The 18,282-nt window shown below is 70.2% G+C and carries 19 protein-coding genes; 2 read left to right on the top strand and 17 right to left on the bottom strand.

What is annotated here, in order from left to right:
* Positions 1-28: 28 nt before the first annotated feature.
* From ACZ592_RS07110 to ACZ592_RS07095, 4 genes are all read right to left on the bottom strand, one after another.
* Positions 29-1,429, bottom strand: a complete 1,401-nt coding sequence (locus tag ACZ592_RS07110) for an AI-2E family transporter (RefSeq protein ID WP_471580473.1) — start codon at positions 1,427-1,429, stop codon at positions 29-31.
* Between the two features lie 137 nt (positions 1,430-1,566).
* A complete protein-coding gene (locus ACZ592_RS07105; protein WP_471580472.1) occupies positions 1,567-2,286 on the bottom strand; it encodes an aggregation-promoting factor C-terminal-like domain-containing protein in 720 nt (239 codons plus the stop codon).
* Positions 2,287-2,720: 434 nt separating this feature from the next.
* Entirely contained in the window at positions 2,721-4,043 is a 1,323-nt protein-coding gene (locus ACZ592_RS07100) for a PhoH family protein (protein ID WP_471580471.1), read from the bottom strand.
* 332 nt (positions 4,044-4,375) lie between these two features.
* Positions 4,376-5,137, bottom strand: a complete 762-nt coding sequence (locus ACZ592_RS07095; RefSeq protein WP_471580470.1) for an isoprenyl transferase — start codon at positions 5,135-5,137, stop codon at positions 4,376-4,378.
* Between the two features lie 129 nt (positions 5,138-5,266).
* Between ACZ592_RS07095 and mgrA the strand changes: the two genes are divergently transcribed.
* Positions 5,267-6,304 (top strand): L-glyceraldehyde 3-phosphate reductase, encoded by a 1,038-nt coding sequence (mgrA, locus tag ACZ592_RS07090; RefSeq protein ID WP_471580469.1) that lies wholly within the window; start codon positions 5,267-5,269, stop codon positions 6,302-6,304.
* Positions 6,305-6,631: 327 nt separating this feature from the next.
* Here mgrA and ACZ592_RS07085 read toward each other — a convergent pair whose 3' ends face one another.
* Positions 6,632-7,162, bottom strand: coding sequence for a hypothetical protein (locus tag ACZ592_RS07085; RefSeq protein ID WP_471580468.1), 531 nt, complete (start codon positions 7,160-7,162; stop codon positions 6,632-6,634).
* A 388-nt stretch (positions 7,163-7,550) separates the two neighbouring features.
* Between ACZ592_RS07085 and ACZ592_RS07080 the strand changes: the two genes are divergently transcribed.
* Positions 7,551-7,928 (top strand): DUF192 domain-containing protein, encoded by a 378-nt coding sequence (locus ACZ592_RS07080; protein WP_471580735.1) that lies wholly within the window; start codon positions 7,551-7,553, stop codon positions 7,926-7,928.
* Positions 7,929-8,128: 200 nt separating this feature from the next.
* Here the strand turns inward: ACZ592_RS07080 and ACZ592_RS07075 are convergent, their stop codons facing one another.
* From ACZ592_RS07075 to cpaB, 12 genes are all read right to left on the bottom strand, one after another.
* The gene (locus tag ACZ592_RS07075) at positions 8,129-8,500 is read right to left on the bottom strand and encodes a winged helix-turn-helix transcriptional regulator (protein WP_471580467.1); all 372 of its coding nucleotides are present in this window, start codon (positions 8,498-8,500) and stop codon (positions 8,129-8,131) included.
* A gap of 23 nt (positions 8,501-8,523) precedes the next feature.
* A complete protein-coding gene (locus ACZ592_RS07070) occupies positions 8,524-9,381 on the bottom strand; it encodes a class I SAM-dependent methyltransferase (RefSeq protein ID WP_471580466.1) in 858 nt (285 codons plus the stop codon).
* Positions 9,382-9,745: 364 nt separating this feature from the next.
* Entirely contained in the window at positions 9,746-10,399 is a 654-nt protein-coding gene (locus ACZ592_RS07065) for an OmpA family protein (RefSeq protein ID WP_471580465.1), read from the bottom strand.
* Positions 10,400-10,403: 4 nt separating this feature from the next.
* Complete coding sequence (locus tag ACZ592_RS07060; RefSeq protein WP_471580464.1) at positions 10,404-11,000, bottom strand: hypothetical protein; 597 nt, start codon at positions 10,998-11,000, stop codon at positions 10,404-10,406.
* Between the two features lie 23 nt (positions 11,001-11,023).
* Positions 11,024-11,575: a pilus assembly protein TadG-related protein gene (locus ACZ592_RS07055; RefSeq protein ID WP_471580463.1), complete on the bottom strand. Its 552-nt coding sequence runs from the start codon at positions 11,573-11,575 to the stop codon at positions 11,024-11,026.
* Positions 11,576-11,625: 50 nt separating this feature from the next.
* On the bottom strand, positions 11,626-11,829 hold the full coding sequence (locus tag ACZ592_RS07050) for a hypothetical protein (RefSeq protein WP_471580734.1): 204 nt from the start codon (positions 11,827-11,829) through the stop codon (positions 11,626-11,628).
* A 286-nt stretch (positions 11,830-12,115) separates the two neighbouring features.
* Entirely contained in the window at positions 12,116-13,003 is an 888-nt protein-coding gene (locus ACZ592_RS07045) for a DUF5936 domain-containing protein (protein ID WP_471580462.1), read from the bottom strand.
* Between the two features lie 31 nt (positions 13,004-13,034).
* Complete coding sequence (locus tag ACZ592_RS07040; RefSeq protein ID WP_471580461.1) at positions 13,035-13,982, bottom strand: type II secretion system F family protein; 948 nt, start codon at positions 13,980-13,982, stop codon at positions 13,035-13,037.
* A complete protein-coding gene (locus ACZ592_RS07035) occupies positions 13,979-15,316 on the bottom strand; it encodes a CpaF family protein (RefSeq protein WP_471580460.1) in 1,338 nt (445 codons plus the stop codon). Before ACZ592_RS07035 ends, ACZ592_RS07040 begins: the two co-directional genes overlap by 4 nt.
* Positions 15,317-15,398: 82 nt before the next feature.
* Entirely contained in the window at positions 15,399-15,722 is a 324-nt protein-coding gene (locus ACZ592_RS07030; protein WP_471580459.1) for a TadE/TadG family type IV pilus assembly protein, read from the bottom strand.
* 182 nt (positions 15,723-15,904) lie between these two features.
* Complete coding sequence (locus ACZ592_RS07025) at positions 15,905-17,524, bottom strand: AAA family ATPase (RefSeq protein ID WP_471580458.1); 1,620 nt, start codon at positions 17,522-17,524, stop codon at positions 15,905-15,907.
* Between the two features lie 10 nt (positions 17,525-17,534).
* On the bottom strand, positions 17,535-18,245 hold the full coding sequence (cpaB, locus tag ACZ592_RS07020; RefSeq protein WP_471580457.1) for a Flp pilus assembly protein CpaB: 711 nt from the start codon (positions 18,243-18,245) through the stop codon (positions 17,535-17,537).
* Positions 18,246-18,282: the final 37 nt, after the last annotated feature.

The raw sequence follows: 18,282 nt of genomic DNA, 5'->3' as shown, positions 1-18,282 counted from the left end.
GCTTTTCGGTGTACGACGACTGCTTCTGCTACTTCTGCGCCGGCTCGCCCGGTTCGGCCGGTTCGGCCCGCTCCACCGGCGCGACGTCCGAGGCCGTGGCGCCCCGCGGCTGCGGCGACTGCTTGAGCGCCGCCTCGCGCGAGTACGCCCGCAGATAGCCGACGACCGTGTTCGTGACGGCGACCAGCGGCACCGCGACGACCGCTCCGCCGATCCCGGCGACGAGACCGCCCGCGGCGACGGAGAGCACCACCGCGAGCGGGTGGACGCGCACCGCGCGCCCGAGGATGAAGGGCTGCAGGATGTGGCCCTCGATCTGCTGCACGGCGAGGACGACCACCAGCGCCATCACCGCGGTGAACACGCCCTGGGTGACCAGCGCGACGACGACCGCCAGCGCGCCCGAGACCACGGCGCCCACCAGCGGGATGAACGCGAACAGGAAGATGAACACGGCGAGCGGCACCGCCATCGGCACGCCGAGGAAGTAGATGCCGAGCCCGATGAAGATGGCGTCGATCAGAGCCACTATCACCGTGCCGCGCACGTACGCGGTGAGCGTGCGCCAGGCCCTGGGGCCCGCGCCCGCGATGCCGGGCCGCGCCTGGGCGGGCACCAGCTTCAGCGTCCACTGCCAGATGCGCTTGCCGTCGTAGAGCAGGAAGAGCGTCGAGAACATCGCGAGCAGGATGCCGGTCATCGTCTCGACGATGACCGTGACGCCTTCGAGGCCCGCGGAGGTGATTTCCTCCGTGTTGGCGCCGACCGCGTCGCGCAGGCTCTTGGCGATCTCGTTGATCTGGTCCTCGGTCACGTGGAAGGGGCTGTTCAGCAGCCACTTGCGCAGGTCCTCGATGCCGTCCTGGACCTGCCGCGACAGTTCGTTGGCGTTGTCCATGACCTGCCACACCACGAACCAGCCGACCAGGCCCATGATGACGAAGCCGAGGATCGCGGTGACGGCGGTCGCCAGCCCTCTCGGCAGACCGAGCTTCTTGAGCCGGGCCACCGTGGGCTGCAGCATCGCGGTGATCAGCAGGGCGGCCACGAAGGCGAGCACCACGAGCTGTACCGCGCTGATGACCTTCATGACGACCCAGAGGGTGCCCGCGAGGACGAGCAGCCGCCAGCCGGCCTCGGCGGCGACCCGCATGCCCCAGGGCACGGCCGCCACGGGGTCGGGCCGTGCCGACACGGCCGGTGCGTACGCGGGCGGCGGCGGTACGTGCTCCGCGGCGCCCGCGTCGTCGTCCGCGGTGCTGTCGGGGGTGTCGCGCGCGGCGTCGTCCCGCGCCCGGTCCCGCAGCGCGTCACGCGACTCGTCGGCGTCCGCCTCGGCTTCCTTGTCGCGGCGCTGCTCGTTCAACCGCTCGCTCATCCCGCTCAGCCCGGCACCGAGCCGACCGAACCACCCTGGCACTCGCGACATGATCCGTCCTCTTCCCCCGCCTTTTCGCACTACTCCCCCCTGGGGCTGTCCGGACCGACCGTACAGGGGAGAGGCCCCTCACCGAAGGACGGTGAGGGGCCTCTCAAGGTTGAGCGCGGTACGGCCTGGCTACGGGCCTAGTACCAGCTGTTCGCCTGCCAGAAGCTCCAGGCTCCGCACGGGCTTCCGTAGCGGTCGTTCATGTAGTTGAGGCCCCACTTTATCTGCGTAGCCGGATTCGTCTGCCAGTCGGCGCCCGCCGAGGCCATCTTGGAACCGGGCAGCGCCTGGACGAGGCCGTAGGCACCCGAAGAGGCGTTGGTCGCCTTGTAGTTCCACGTGGACTCGTGGTTGACGATGTTGCTGAAGCACTGGAACTGATCCCCGGGGATCATCTGTCGTGCCATCGCCTGGACCTGGGAGACCGAGTACGAGCTCTGCGGCGCGAAGCTGGCGGCGTCGCGGCTGGAGGAGCGGCTGGCCTTTGTCTCGGCCTTCTCCTCGCGCTCCTTCTTGGCGGCGGCCTTCTTGGCCGCCTCCGCCTTCTCCGCGGCCTGCTGCTTCTCGATCGCCGAGGCGGCGGCCTGCTTGCGGGCCTCCTCCGCGGCGGTCTTCTTGGCGGCGGTGTCGGCGGCCATGGCCTGCGCGTCGGCCTGCTGCGACAGGGACGCGGTCTGGACCTGGGCCTGCTGTCCCGCGGGGATCTCTGCGAGGAGTGTCGCGTCGCTTGCCGCAGCCTCGAGGTCGTTCGTGTTCGAGGGCTGGGTGTCACCCGAGGCGACACCCACGACAGCGCCGACGGTGGTGACCGCGGTGGCTGACGCCACGGCGAATCCCCGGACCGAAATCCGGCTCACACGGTTTCCTTCCAGCATCGCCCGCATGGGTGACCTCGCGGACGCAATCGTGCCCCTGGCGCTGGCCTCCGCTATCGATCGGTCACGGGAGGCACGGACCCGGTGGACAACTCCCGTGACGGGAGCGTCGCGTGGTGCTCGGGCGGCATGCGACGGTCACTATGAAGTTCTGTGGTGCTCGAGTTGTCGTACCGCTGGGGGTACACGTGTGTCGCATGCGGGGCCTGACAGGACCCAGACTCTGCCCCAGCCGGACACCGCAAGGCAATTCTCCGTTGCGTGGGATAGCTCACACCCCGTTTGCCCCAGGAGTTTTACGGAAAGCGACACGCGCGAAGACGCCGCCCGGCTAGGCTCGCTCGCTTCGCCGGACGGCGCCAACTACCGCTCAACCGCCGCGAACCGACCCCAAGGGGTCAGAACGGCCGGATCCCTCAGAGGTGTCCGTCCTCCAGCATTTCGGTCACCAGTGCCGCAATCTGCGAACGCTCCGAACGGGTGAGCGTGATGTGCGCGAAGAGCGGATGGCCCTTCAGTTTCTCGACCACGGCGACCACTCCGTCGTACCGCCCCACCCGGAGGTTGTCGCGCTGGGCCACGTCGTGGGTCAGTACGACACGGGAGTTCGCCCCGATTCGGGACAGAACGGTCAACAGGACATTCCGCTCCAGCGATTGCGCCTCGTCCACGATCACGAACGCGTCGTGCAGCGAGCGCCCGCGGATGTGGGTGAGCGGAAGCACTTCGAGCATTCCGCGCGCCGTGACCTCCTCGATGACCTCTTTCCCCGCCACCGAGCCGAGCGTGTCGAAGACCGCCTGCGCCCACGGGCCCATCTTCTCGGCCTCGGTGCCGGGCAGATAGCCGAGCTCCTGCCCGCCCACCGCGTACAGCGGCCGGAAGACCATCACCTTCTGGTGCTGACGGCGCTCCAGGACGGCCTCCAGGCCCGCGCAGAGCGCGAGCGCGGACTTGCCGGTGCCCGCGCGGCCACCCATCGAGACGATCCCCACGTCCGGGTCGAGGAGCAGGTCGAGCGCGACCCGCTGCTCGGCGCTGCGGCCCTTGAGGCCGAAGGCCTCCCGGTCGCCGCGCACGAGACGGACGTTGCCCTCGGGCGTGACGCGGCCCAGGGCCTTGCCCTTCTCCGACTGGATGGTGAGGCCCGTGTGCACGGGCAGGTCCGCCGCCTCGGGGACGTACAGGGTGTCCTCCTCAAAGAGGAGGTCCACCTGCTCTCCGGAGAGCGTCAGTTCGGACATGCCGGTCCAGCCGGAGTCCGTGATGGCCAGTTCGGCGCGGTACTCCTCGGCGAGGAGCCCCACCGACGAGGCCTTGATCCTGAGCGGGAGGTCCTTGGACACGACGGTGACGTCGTACCCCTCCGCCTGGAGATTGCGTGCTACGGCGAGAATCCGTGAGTCGTTGTCCCCCAACCGGTAGCCGGCGGGAAGCACGCCGGGATCGGAGTGGTTGAGCTCGACGCGCAGCACACCGCCCAGGTCCCCGATGGGGATCGGGGCGTCCAGGCGGCCGTGCCGGATGCGGAAGTCGTCCAGCAGGCGCAGGGCCTGCCGGGCGAAGTATCCGAGCTCCGGATGGTGCCTCTTGGCCTCCAGTTCCGTCACCACGACGACGGGCAGCACGACTTCGTGCTCGTCGAAGCGGGTCAGGGCATTCGGGTCGGCCAGCAGGACGCTGGTGTCGAGAACATAGGTGCGCCTGTCGGGCATGCGGCGCTTTGTGCTGGTCACCACGGAAGGACGTACCCCCTCGGATGAGGTCGGGGAGCGACGGGAGGGATACCGGGGGCGATCCGGCGGGTGTGAGCCGGACCGGTCACGGGCCGCGATGCGCGGGCCGAGCGCCGGCCCTCCATGTCGCCCGTGCTGCTCACACGGTCGTCCTGGTGCAAAGGGCCTCCCGGGCGGACGGCCCATGCCGTCCGCTGAGATACGACGTCCCTGTCGGACACTGCTCGGACGTCGACCTGGAAGGGGTATTCCCTCGAACATGCGCAGCCATGCCAGGGCATATGACGACGCGTTGGTTAACTCTGGGTTACCCCGACCTCAGGGGCAGGCGGGAGTCATCCGCCGTAACGCCGGTGACGTGCCGCGTAATCACGCAGCGCACGCAGGAAATCGACCTTCCGGAAGGCCGGCCAGAAGACCTCGCAGAAGTAGTACTCGGAGTGAGCGGACTGCCAGAGCATGAACCCGGACAGCCGCTGTTCACCACTCGTACGGATCACCAGATCGGGGTCCGGCTGGCCGCTGGTGTAGAGGTGCTTGGAGATCTGGTCGACGTCGACGCTCTCGGCGACCTGCTCCAGGCCCATGCCGTTCGCCGCCTGCTCCAGGATCAGCGAGCGGACCGCGTCGGCGATCTCCTGGCGGCCGCCGTAGCCGACCGCGACGTTGACCAGTATTCCCGTGTTGTGGCGGGTCGCCTCTTCGGCTTCCTTCATCACCATCTGAGTGTGGCCGGGCAGCAGGTCGAGCGCGCCGACGTGGTGCACGCGCCAGCGGCCGTCGGCGACGAGCGAGCGGACGGTGGCCTCGATGATGCCGAGGAGCGGGTTCAGCTCGTCCTCGGGCCGGTCGAAGTTGTCGGTCGAGAGCATCCACAGCGTGACGACCTCGACGTCCGTCTCGGCGCACCAGCCGAGGAACTCCTCGATCTTGTGTGCGCCCGCCTGGTGGCCCTCTGCGGTGGTCCCGCCCGCGGCCTTCGCCCAGCGCCGGTTGCCGTCGAGGATGACCCCGATGTGCTTGGGCACCTGGTCGTGGTCGAGGCGGCCTTCCACCCGGCGTGCGTAAAGTCCGTACACCAGGTCGCGCAGGTTCACGTGTGTCAGCCTCCAGCAGATGAGGGTCCTCAAGGGGTGCGCCCAGAGCAACCCCGAGGGCGACACCCTACCGCCGCTCCAGTGTCCCTCCACAGTCGGGTGCGAGGGCCCTGAAGTAGCTTCGTACCCATGAACGACACGTCTCTGTATCGCGCGGCACAGGACCGTTACGACTCCATGGAGTACCGGCGCACGGGCCGGAGCGGCCTGAAACTGCCCGCCGTCTCCCTAGGCCTCTGGCACAACTTCGGCGACGACAAGGCCCTCGAAACGCAGCGCGGGATCCTCCGGCGCGCCTTCGACCTGGGCGTCACCCACTTCGACCTGGCGAACAACTACGGGCCCCCGCCCGGTTCGGCGGAGCTCAACTTCGGCAAGATCTTCGCGCAGGACTTCTCCTCGTACCGCGACGAACTCGTCATCTCGACCAAGGCCGGCTACCTGATGAACCCCGGCCCGTACGGCGAGTGGGGCAGCCGCAAGTACCTGCTGTCGTCGCTGGACGCGTCACTCGACCGGATGGGTCTCGACTACGTCGACATCTTCTACTCCCACCGCTTCGACCCGGACACCCCGCTGGAAGAGACCATGGGTGCCCTCGCCTCGGCCGTCCAGCAGGGCAAGGCGCTCTACGTCGGCGTCTCCTCGTACAACAGCGAGCAGACCGCCGAAGCGGCGCGCCTGCTGCGGGAGATGGGCGTGCCCGCGCTCATCCACCAGCCGTCGTACTCGATGATCAACCGCTGGACCGAGGAGGACGGGCTGCTCGACACGCTGGAGCAGGCCGGCATGGGCTGCATCTCCTTCGTGCCGCTCGCCCAGGGTCTGCTCACGAACAAATACCTGAAGGGCATCCCGGAGGGCTCGCGCGCGACGCAGGGCAAGTCGCTCGACCCCGACCTGCTGAGCGACGAGGTCGTCCGCCGCCTCAACGGCCTGAACGACATCGCGACGTCCCGCGGCCAGTCCCTCGCCCAGCTCGCCCTGAACTGGGTACTGCGGGACGAGCGGATGACCTCCGCCCTGATCGGCGCCTCCAGCGTCAAGCAGCTGGAGGAGAACGTGGCGGCGCTGGCGGGCCCGAAGCTGACGGACGCCGAGCTGTCGGCGATCGACACGTTCGCCGTGTCGACGCCGGGCACCAACATCTGGGCCGGCCGGGGCTGACCCGACGGCTGACGCGAAGAGCCCCGGGCGGAACGACGCCGCCGGGGGCTCTTTGCTGTGTGCGGTGCTCGCCACCGTGTGCGGTGCTTCGGAAGGGGTGCGCGGTGCTCCGGACTGTGTGCGGCGCTCCCCACCGTGTGCGGTACTCCGGACTGTGCGCGGTGCACCAATCCGTGTGCGGTGCCTCGGAAGGGGTGCGGTGCTCCGGACTGTGTGCGGTGCTCCAGCCCGTGTGCGGCGCTCCCCACCGTGTGCGGTGCTTCGGAATGGGTGCGGTGCTCCGGACTGTAGGCGGTGCTTCAGTCCGCGTGCGGTGCTCCGCTCCCGTCAGGCGCGGGGCCGTTTGAACCAGGCGCCGGCCGCGCCCTGGGAGAGCAGGATGACCACGGCGATCGCGCCGAGCAGCGGCAGCAGGCCGCCCGGGTTGCCGCCGGCGGCGCCGCCGAGGCCGAACAGGATCTGCACGCTCATCAGGACGATGCAGGTGATCTTGATGCCGTTGCCCACGCTGTTGAAGCGGAAGGCCATGCCGGCCGCGACCAGCAGGCAGATGTTGACGCCGAGGGCCGCTCCGGCCGTCTCCGGGTTGGACACGGCTATCAGGGCGATGCTGCCGAGGATCGTGAGCCCGGCGAGCACCCAGGTGACGATCTGCGCGGCGCGGACGACGCCGGGCATCTGCTGCGGGGGCATCGGGCCGCCTCCGTAGCCGTATCCGTATCCGTATCCCTGCCCGTGGCCGTACCCGGGTCCCGGGTCCTGGGCGGGGCCGTTGTACGTGGGGAGGCCGGTCTGCGGCTGCGGCTGCGGCTGCGGCTGGGGCTCGGGGGCGGGCGGCGGGGGGAAGTGGTTCGACATGTCCCTGACGATAACTGGATGTCGATCTTCCGGGGGCGGTCGGACAGCCGCACGGCCGCCGGGCTGGGACACCGGCTGCCGTGGCCGTGCCACCGGCCGCCCGGGCCCTGGCACAAAAAAATCGGGCCGGTCCGTGGGGGGGAGACGGACCGGCCCGAGGGGGGGTTTCCACCATAACCCTTCGTAAGTGCCGATGGGTGCATCGGCGTGCCACAACTACTCTCCGAAACCGGCCGACGACTGCGGGATCCCTTTCCACCGGCGGAATCCGCGGTTCGAGGGTGGATTTCGGCCGGGCGCGGCAGTACTCCCCAAGGGGGACCCCCCTGAGATTCACGCGCTTGACGCTCCGGGTGTCCGGCCCGCTAACTTCGCGGGCATGGCGACGATGAGGGTCCGCACCCCTTCCGCAGGGGTTCCGCTGGAGGCATCCGCGCCACCCCCCGCGGAGATCGCCTTGGAGATCGCCGATACGGCGCGGGCACGGCGGCGGGGGCTGCTCGGGCGGCCGGGCGTGACGGGTGCGCTGCTGCTGACGCCGGCGAGCGGAGTGCACACGCTGCGGATGCGGTTCGCCATTGATGTGGCGTATCTCGACCGGGAGTTGCGCGTGCTGTCCGTCCGGACGATGACTCCGGGGCGGATCGGGCTGCCCCGGCCGCGGGCCCGGCACGTGCTCGAGGCGGAGGCGGGGGCGATGGCTCGGTGGGGCGTGCGTCCCGGAGCGCTGATCGTCGTACGCCATGACGCGCGCGGCGCCGGGTGAAGGCTCGCGGTGCCGCGCAGCCCCCTCCGCCGCGCGGCACCGCCCGCGCAGTTTGCTCACGCGAATTAGCCTTGGTCTGAACTTACGTGACGTTCAGAGGCGGATCGAGCCAGTATTGATAACGATGCGGAATCAGGGCTTCATTTTTGGGCCGTACATCACCGTATGGGCAGTGGGCGCCTTCTGCCCGAATTGCCAGCCTAGGCGGCGCTATTCGCCTTCTTGTCGGCCGCGTCCTTGTGCGCGATCACCTGCCGCATGTGCTCGTCCCCCCACAACCCCAGCGGCAGCAGGGCCGTGTTGAGGGACTGGCCGAGATCGGTCAGCGAGTACTCGACCTTCGGCGGGACTTCGCGGTAGACCTCGCGGTGCACGATGCCGTCGGACTCCAGCTCGCGCAGCTGCTGGGTCAGCACCTTCTCGCTGACGCCCCCGATGTGCCGCTTGAGCTCGCCGAACCGCAGCGCCTCCCCCGCGTGCAGCGCCCAGAGGATCATGGGCTTCCACTTGCCGCCGACGACGTCCACCGCGACGTCGAGCCCGCAGCTGTACGGTTCCCTGTCCTTCTGCACGGCCAACTCCTCGCGTCCGCAGGTCACTTGTCGTCCGACAGTACCGGCTTGCGCAGGTCGAAGAGGTGCCGCGTGCTGTGGGCCACGAAGGGCCCCTCCGTCCGGATGCGGTCGTGCAGCTCGCGCAGGCGCGGCCGGTACTCCTCGACGCTGAAGCCGGGCACCATCCACACCACCTTCCTCAGGAAGTGGACGACCGCGCCGATGTCGAGGAACTCCATCCGCAGCCGCTCGGCCCGCAGGTCCACCACGTCGAGGCCCGCCGCCTCGGCCTCGGCACGCTCCACGTCGGGGTGGCGGCCGTTCCTGATCTCCGCGGGCTGCGGTCCCAGGAAGTACTCGACGACCTCGAAGACGCTGGCGGGCCCGACGTGCTGGGCGAAGTACGTCCCGCCGGGGCGCAGTACGCGGGCGATCTCGTCGAAGCGGGCCTTCACCGGGTGCCGGCTGGTGACCAGGTCGAACGCGCCGTCCGCGAACGGCAGCGGGGCCGCCTCCGGTGACGCGACGACCGCCACGCCCCGCGGGTGCAGCAGGGCGGTGGCCTTGGCGACGTTCGCGGGCCAGCCCTCCGTGGCGACGGCGAGCGGTGGCAGGACGTCCGCGGAGGCGAGGACCTCGCCTCCGCCGGTCTGGATGTCGAGGCTCGCCGAGGCCCCCGCGAGCCGCCCCGCCATCGCCTCGGCGTACCGCCACGAGGGCCGTGCCTCGGTGGCCCGCCCCTCGAACCACGAGAAGTCCCACCCTTCGGTGGGCGCGGCCTCGGCCTCGGCCACCAGGTCGTCGAAGGTGCGCGGGGTGGGGGCGGCAGGGGTGGTGGGGGTGCCGGGGGCGGTGGGGGTGCCGGGGGTCTCGGGGCTGGGGGTGGTGTCGGGGCTCATGGGGCAATCCTGACATCGGGGACGACGTCGCCACATCCCGGTTTCGCCGGACAGTCCGCCGGACCCCTCAGAGATCGGTCCGGACAAGCTCTTCGAGGCCCGTGCCGGGGGCCGGGCCGACGAGCGCTCGGTGTCGGCCGGAAGGCCGGAAACAGCAGTACGGCTCAACTCGCCCCGTCATGCGGTCCCACGCGGGTTCGCCGAGGGCGCACCCGGCTTCGCTGAGGCTGTACTCGGCTTCGCTGAGGCCGCACTCGGCTTCGCTGAGGCCGCACTCGGGCGCGTCTCCGCTCTTGCTGACGCTGCCACCGCTCACGCGGCGTGGCGGCACCGCGGTGGGGCGCCGTGGTGGGGCGGCGTCCGCTCAGCCGGCCGTTCCCGTCGATCCGCGCGGGAACGAGACCTCGACGCGGCGGTTCTTCTTGCGGCCCTCTTCCGAGCCGTTGTCCGCGATCGGGTAGTCCTCGCTGTAGCCGCGTACGGAGTAGGTGACCTCGGGGCCGAGGTGCGAGGCCAGCTCGTCGTGCACGGCCTCGGCGCGTTCGCGGGAGAGCTTCTTGCCGTGGCCGTAGGAGCCGAGGTTGTCCGTGAACCCGAACACGCGGACGTCCGTCGCCTTCTGTGCCTTCGCCTCCTCGGCGATCGCCTTGATCCGGGCGTTCGCCTCGGGATTCAGCTTTCCGCTGTCCTTGGGGAACAGCACCTCCGCCTGCAGCGCGAACTTCACGTCGGTGTTGGTGTCCTCGCGCCGCTCCTCGCCGCCGAGGTCCTCGACGACGGACTTGATGTCCAGCACCTTGGCGGGCGCGAGCGTGGCCCCGTCGGCGAGCTTCAGCCCCGGACTGTTGGAGTCGACCTCGGGGGGCGGGGAGGTGGTGGTGCTGCCGGGTGGGGCGGTGGGGTCGTCGTCGGCGGCGAGGGCAGGGGGCGCGAAGAGGACGATGGCGGTGAGGGTGGCGGCGGCGAGGGTTGTTCGGGAGCGGGTGCGGGGGGTGCGAGTGAGGGGGATGTGGGTCATGGGGTCACTCGCCCTCGGAGATTTCGATGGGGGCGGGGGGCATCGACCCCACTTGGAAGGTGACCTTGCCGGTTCCGTCGGGTGGCGCCGGGAACTGTGCGAACCAGTTCACCGTTTCACCCTCCTTCACGCGCCCGTCGAACTTGGTGCAGAGGCAACGCCCTGATGTGTCCCGCAACACGAGGTACTTCTTCTTTCCCCCGGTGTCCACGAGGCTGGCCCCTGACAGAGAGCCGCCGTTGGAACGCAGCTCCCGTTCGTCGCTGGCCCAGTCGGCGCCCATCCACGACTGGCTTCCGTTATTTGTCACAGTGCCCGAGACAGTGACAAACCCACCCCCGTCCCTGCGGGCGGACGTGATGGTGACACCGACGTCTCCGTCCTTGGTCTCCGCCAGGACCTCGTCGGCCGAGGGGCTCGCGCTCTCCTCCGGCTTGTCGTCGCCTCCGCCCTTCTCCGCCGATGACGACGAGGACCCGGTCTTGTCGGGCTTGTCGTCATCTCCACCACCACCGCAGCCGGCGACCGTGAGGACCAGCCCAGTAGTGATCGCCACAGCGGTCATCGCCCTGCGAGTCTTCATGGTGCGCCGAATGTTCATCGCTACGGCTTCCTTCCTTCGGGTCAGTCGGCCAGGTGGACAGAGAAGAGAACGGAGGCGTCCGGGAGGTCGTCCAGTTCGAAGTCGTCCGGGTCGATCTCGAAGGATTCGCCGCCGTCGCACGTGAACTCCACGGCCTTCTCCGGGTCGGCCGAAGGATCGAAGTCGCAGCGCGGTTTGATGACGGCCGTGGCATCGGCCTTGGCGTGCTTGGACTCCGTGCCCGGGATGATCGAGTCGCCGACGGTGTACGTGGTCTCGATCTCCGCGCGGAAGCCCGGGTAGCCGTTCACCTCGGCAGGACCGAAGCCGATGACGATCGAGTCGTTGTCGGCGGCCAGCGCGTCCGCCGCGTCCCGAGCCCCGGCACCGGTGAACTTGTCACCCATGAGCCAGTCCAACCAGTCGTCGTCCTTGCCGATGGACAACTCCAGTCCGTCCAGAAGTTCGTCCCTGGCGTCCTGGGTCGCGGCCAATGCCGCGGCGTCGGCAGCCGATTGAGCGCCATTGCGTGCCGACGCAGCCTGGGCGAAGGCGAAGAAGGCGAACGCGACGAAGAGCAGAATCCCCGTCATCCAGATGTAGATGGGGAGAGTCTGCCCTTGATCACTGCGGAGTCCGGAAGTCAGCCACCGACCACGTCGTCGACCGCATCCCCGATGGCCCCGGAGATCGTGCCGTCCAAACCCAACTGATCGATCAGCGTGAAGATCCCCGCAATAAGAATCATCAGCCCCGCATACTCCACAAACCCCGCCCCCGCATCCCGGCCCTCGCCCCGAACCCGGGCCGCCACGGTGACCGTCCAGTCGACCCAGACTTTGAGCACGCGTTCCTTCAGCACGACGGCTCCTTCTCTCCCACCCGATACCGCGCCCTTCGTGGTCAGAGGCAACGTACGCCACAAGGCGTACATCGGCAGCAACTCTGCGCAACGTATGCAGTATCCGGGGTGCCCTGCCCGCAAGTTGGCGGGTTCTCTTCCCCCTCGGTGAGATCACCATGCACGAAGTCCCCTCCCGCGAACCGTGAACTCAGCCCTGACTGTCCCACATCGAGTTGCATCCGCGAAGGCTTTTCGCGGAGTCCGTGTTCCCGGGCGGGGGCCGCGCACGTCAACGCCCCAGAATCGAGCCGAAGTCGGAGCCCGAGCCGAGGAACATGCCCGCCGCGATCAGGATCATCGTGGCGGGGAGCATGAAGACCAGCGTCACCATCGTCGCCTTGGGGATCGTCTTCGCCGCCCTGCGCCGGGAGTTCTGCGCGTCCGTGCGGCGCATGTCCGTGGCGAGCTGGATGAGCGTGTCCGCGATCGGGGAGCCCAGCTCCTCGCCCTGCTGGAGGGCGGAGACGAACTGGGCGACCTGCTCGGAGGCGTTGCGGCGGCGGAGTTCGTCGAAGGCCTGGCGGCGGCTGACGCCCATGTCCATCTGGCGCAGGGTGATGTGGAGTTCGTCCGCCCACGGACCCTCGTAGCGCTCGGCCACCCGGTCCAGTGCCTGGCGGAAGCCGAGGCCCGCCGAGACGACGACGGCGAGGACGTCGAGGAAGTCGGGGAGCGTGCGGTCGATGACCTCGCGGCGCTCGCGGATCGCCTGCCAGATCAGCGCGTCGGCGGCGACCGCCCCGAAGGCCAGGGTGAGCAGGCCGAAGAGCGGCGAGCCGTTGGTGAGGAAGACCAGGCCGAGGACGAGGCCGAAGACGCCGTAGACCGCACGCCGTGCCGCGTACCGGTCGATCGTCAGGCCGCCGGGGTTGCCCGCCATGTCGATCCTGCGGCGCTTTGCGTCGACCCGTTTCGGGCCCATCAGGCGCAGGACGAGGGGGGCGAAGCGCATGCCGAGCCGGTCCACCGCCGAGCCCGCCACCGAGACGCGGGTCGCGCCGATCTCCAGGGCCACGGCCAGGTCGGAGGGCAGTTTGGCGTCCGCGCGGTACATGCGGATGCCCTGGCAGACGCCCGCCACGGCCAGGCCCATCACCGCTGCGAGGACCAGCGCCATCACCGTTCTCCACTCCTTTCGCGGCGCATCCCTAGACCTCGATCTTTCCGAGGCGTCGGATCACGAAGAAGCCGATGCCGTACAGGCCGAGGGAGATGAGGATCAGGGTCTGGCCGAGCGGTGAGCCCGTCACGCGTTCCAGCGCGCCCTCGTTCGAGGAGTTGATGAGGAGCAGGGAGCCGAGGCCGAGCAGTGGGACGGTGAAGGCCGTCGCGTGGACCTCCGACAGCATCGTGCGCACCTCGCGGCGCGTCTCCTTGCGGTCCTCCAGTGTCTGGGTGAGGTTGCGCAGGGAGTTGACCACCGTGCCGCCCGCCTTGTTGGAGAGGACGAGGGTGGTGACGAGGACTATCAGTTCGCGGGAGGGGAGGCGATCGGCCAGTTCGCCGAGGGTGTCGTCGATGGAGCGGCCCATCGTCAACTGGTCGGCGACGTGGGAGAGTTCCTCGCCCGCGGGGGCCTCCAGCTCCTCCGCCGCCATCGCCAGCGAGGTGCGCAGGGCGAGGCCCGCCGCCGTCGCGTTGGCCAGGATGCGCGCCACGTCGGGGAGTTGGTTGATGAAGGCCTCGATGCGTTTCTGGCGCTGCCAGTTGAGGAACGCGACCGCGCCCCACACCGCCACGAGTCCCGCGATCGGGCCGAAGAACGGCGCGAGCGTGGCCGCCGCGATCAGCCAGAGCGCGACGACGACCGCGACGACGTAGGTGAAGAACTCGCCCGGCGTCAGGTCCAGGCCCGTCGCCGACAGGCGCAGGTGCAGTGCCCGGCCCAGGCGCGTGCGGCGCAGCCTGCGGTCCACGGCGCCGAAGCGGCGGGCGCGGCCGGGCGGGCCGCCGTCCCCCGTGCCGGGCCCGAGCGCGAGCCGGTCGACGAGGGCCTGGCGCTGGGCGCGGCCCGACGCGTACGTGTGGACGCCGGCGACCGCGAGCGTGCCCGTCAGGATCGTGGCGCCGAGGGCGAGGAGGGCGGGGTTGTTCATCCGATCGCTTCCCTCGTGTTCAGGACGTCGATGGCCTCCGCCACGCCGAACGCCGGCGGCACCGGCTCGTTCGCGACGTACAGCTTGTCGGCGATCTCGCGCGGCAGCGGCAGGTGCTCGAAGCGGCCGTGCACGACGCGGTCGGCGCCGAGCGGGCGCGGCACGAAGCGGGTGACGGGGACGATGCGGAACTGCTGGCGACCGTGCGAGACGAGCAGCACGATCTCGGCGACCTTGCGGGAGCCGTCGCCGTGCCGGGCGAGCTGGATGACGACGTCGACCGCCGAGTTGATCTGGTCCTTCAGTGCCTCGAAGGGGATCTGGACCTCGGACATGGAGCCGAGGGTCTGCATGCGCATCAGGGCGTCCTCGGCCGTGTTGGCGTGGACGGTGGCCAGGGAGCCGTCGTGGCCCGTCGACATCGCCTGGAGCATGTCGAGGGTCTCGCCGCCGCGAACCTCGCCGACGATGATGCGGTCGGGGCGCATGCGCAGGCTGTTGCGTACGAGGTCGCGGATGGTGATCTGGCCCTTGCCCTCGACGTTCGGGGGGCGCGATTCGAGGCGGATGACGTGTTCCTGCTGGAGCTGGAGCTCCGCGGAGTCCTCGATGGTGATGATGCGTTCGTGGGCGGGGATCAGGCCGGAGAGGGCGTTCAGGAGGGTCGTCTTGCCGGTGCCCGTACCGCCGCTGACGATGAGGTTGAAGCGGGCGCGCACGAACGCGGCGAGCAGCATCAGCATGTGCTCGTCGAGCGAGCCGAGGCCGATGAGTTCGGGGAGCGTGTACGCGCGGGGGAAGCGGCGGATGGTGAGCGTGGCGCCGGTCAGGGCGAGCGGCGGGATGATCACGTTGACACGCTCGCCGGTGGGCAGGCGGGCGTCGACCATGGGGTTGGACTCGTCCACGCGGCGGTTGACCGTGGAGACGATGCGTTCGATGGTCTGCATCAGTTGCTCATTGGAGGCGAAGCGGAGGGGGAGCTGTTCCACGCGGCCCGCACGCTCCACGAAGATCGAGTCGGGGCCGTTGACCATGATCTCCGTGATGGAGGCGTCGGCGAGCAGGGGTTCCAGCACGCCGAGTCCGAGGGCCTCGTCGACGACGCGGCGGATCAGCTGGGCGCGCTCGGAGGTGGAGAGGACGGGGCCCTCGCGGCTGATGATGTGGCCGAGGACGCGCTCCAGGCGGACCCGCCGGTCCGCCGCCGCGAGCGAGGACATCTCGGCGAGGTCGATCTCCTCCAGGAGCTTGGCGCGGTAAACGGCGACGAGGCCGTCGTCACGGCTCGGCTCGGTCTGGTGGGTGGGTGCGACGCGGTCCCGCAGACTCATGTCGTGCTTCAACCTCCTTCGTACGTACGGGAGTCGGCTGTCCGAACGGTTCGGTCGGCGCCCTCCGGGCTCGGGTCGGCGGTCAGTCGGCGACCTCGTCGTTGGGCATGGTGGCCTTCTTGGTGACGCTCCAGTCCGTGTCGACGAAGGGGAGCAGGGTGGGGACCTGCACCTCGACGGTGGCGGTCGTCGTGGCGCCGCCCTGGCTGACGCCCACGAACGCGGTGAGGCCGCCGTCCATGGCCGCCGTGCCGGCCGCCTCGCCGGAGTCGCCCTGCGAGGCGGCGCGGGCCGCCGCGCGGGCGCCCGATCCCGCCTGGTTGGCCGCGTAGCCCACCAGGCCGAGCTGGATCGCGGCGAGGCCGACGAGCAGCAGGACGGGCAGGAAGCCGGCGAACTCCAGCATGGAGACGCCCCGGTCGTCCCGGCGGCGGAGGTGGCCACGCCGCGGCCGGCTGGGTCGCCGCCGGTCCGCCCGTGGCCATCCGTGTGCCGTACGCCCGTGTGCCGTGCGCCCGCCTGCCGTACGCCTGCGTGCCGTGCGCCCGCCTGCCGTACGCCCGCCTGCCGTGAGGAGCCCGGGCCGCCTCACCCGTCCTCCCCCTCCTTGGCCGCCCCCGCCTCCCCGTCCACGTGCCATCCCGCGTCGAAGCCCGGGAAGAACACGGGTACGTCCACCGAGACGTGCGCCTTCCACACCGCGCCCTCGTCCGTGCAGGAGACCGCCGCGTCCTGCCAGGCGTCGGGCAGGTGCTCCTGGGCCGCCGACGAGCAGGCATCGTCCGCGCCCTCCCCCGCCGCGTAGGCCGCCGTGGCGGCCCGGGCCGCCTCGTCCGCCGCGTTGCCCGCGAGGGAGTACGAGTAGCCGTACAGCGCGCACTGCCAGAGGATCGTCATGACGACCAGCAGCAGCGGGAACATCGCGGTGAATTCGAGGGTGACCGCGCCCCGGTCGCCGCTCGCCGCCTTCCTGCGCAGGGCGAGCCCGCCCCGCTTGGCGCCGCCCGACGCCGCCGCGTCGACCAGGCCGAGTTCGCCCGCGAGGCCCCACAGCGCCTGCTTCACCGAGGAGCGGCTGTCGAGGTCCTGCATGCGGCCGGCGTCGACGGCGGCCTGCAGTTCCTTGAATCCCGCGGGGACGGTGGAGCGGGCCGTGCGGGTGCCGGTGACGCGTTCGACGAGGGAGGGCTGGATCTCGGCGCCCTTGCCGTGCCGGTTGACGACGGTGACGGTCTCCTCGGCCTTGCGGATCTGCAGGCGGTCCCAGAGGCGGACCATGCGCTTGGCGGCACGGACGGCGACCACGTCGGGGGTGACGAGCAGGAGTGCCTGGTCGGCGAGTTCGACGGCCGTTGCGCTCGCCGCGGTGACGTAGGCGCCGCAGTCGACGATCACGACGTCGTAGCGGGTGCGCAGGGCGCCGATGATCTGGCGGGCGACGCGGTCGGTGACCTCCTCGCCGCGCTCGCCCTCGCCGGGCGCCAGGAGCAGGCCGATGCCGCTCTCGTGGCTGTAGACGGCGTCCTGGAGGACGCGGGGCGTGATGTCGGTGATGGCGGCGAGGTCGGCGACGGAACGGCGGAACTGCACGTCGAGATAGGAGGCGACGTCCCCCGACTGCAGGTCGAGGTCGAGGAGGGCGACGGCGCGGCCCGACGCGCTCGCGGCCAGCGCGAGCTGGACGGCCGTCACGGTCGTCCCGACGCCCCCCTTGGCGCCGCTCACCGCGACGACGGTGCCCGCGCCGCCCGGTCCTGCCGCGGCCCCGTACAGCTCCAGGCCGCCGCTTCCGTTGCCCAGATGCCTGCGCATGCCGGTGGACCAGCCGGCGGCGGCCTGGACGCGCTCGGCCAGCGCGTCGTAGGCGAGCGGCAGGGCGACGATGCCGCGCGCCCCGGAGTCCATGGCCGCGGTGAGGATGCCGGGGCTGGTGTCGGCGGTGATCAGGACGACGCCGACCGCGGGGAAGCGCAGGACGAGGTCGCGGATCAGGTCCAGGGCGGGGACGGGGCCGATCCGCTCGTGGACGAGGACGACTTCGGGCAGTTCGTCGACGGACTCGGCGGCGAGCCGCGCGAGGGTGTCGAGCAGGGCCGTGGAGTCGGCGACGGGCGGGGCGGGTTCGGTGTCGGGCAGCTGTCCGACGAGCGTGGACAGCGCGCGGGCCGCGTCGACGTCGCCGACGGCGGGGAGGATCCGAGTGGTCATACGTGACCTCCTACTTGTCCTCGTCGAGGGTGTACGTCCGGTCGCGCGGCGGCACGGTCGCGTCGCCGCCCGCACCCACCAGGGCGAGCCGGACGTGCGTGGCGAAGGACTCGGCGTACGCGACGCGCTGGGCGTCGGCGGTACCGAGGGCGAAGGTGATCGGCACGGCCTCGGTGGCGCGGCGGCGCGTGCGGTCGTCCTGGTCCGGTTCGAGCGGGGTCAGCTTGCCGACGTCGAGCACCTTGGCGCCCTCCACGATGACTTTGGACTGGTCCTTCGCCTTGTCGGTCTCGCCCTTGAAGGTGGCGTAGATGTTGACCTTCGCACCGGGCGTGATCTTGCCCGCGACGCCGGTGGCCGCGTCGATCATGATCGCGATCTCCTGCTGTCCCGGGCCGAGTTCGGGCCGCCGCACGATCATGTCGGTCTGCAGCAGCGAGCCTTTGCGCAGCTGGGTGACGGCGATCTTGCCGCGGATCTCGCCGAGGTCGGTGACGGCGTTGTCGGAGAGCCACCGCTCGGGCATCTCGACCTTCTTGAACTGGTCGGCGGTGAGCTCCTTGTAGGGCGCGATGTCGCCCTTGAGCTTGTACGCGGCGACCTCGGGGCCCACCTTCGAGTTCACGTCGCGGATCACCGAGAGGACGCCCGCGAACGCGCCGAACGCGCACAGGACCGACAGGACCAGCAGGATGACGCCGCGGCGCTGGCGTGAGTTCATGGGCCGGACTACCTCGATCGAGTGCGGTTGGCTACGG

It is taken from the genome of Streptomyces sp. NPDC040622 (assembly GCF_055593965.1).
This window is presented reverse-complemented; position numbering and strand designations above follow the sequence as displayed.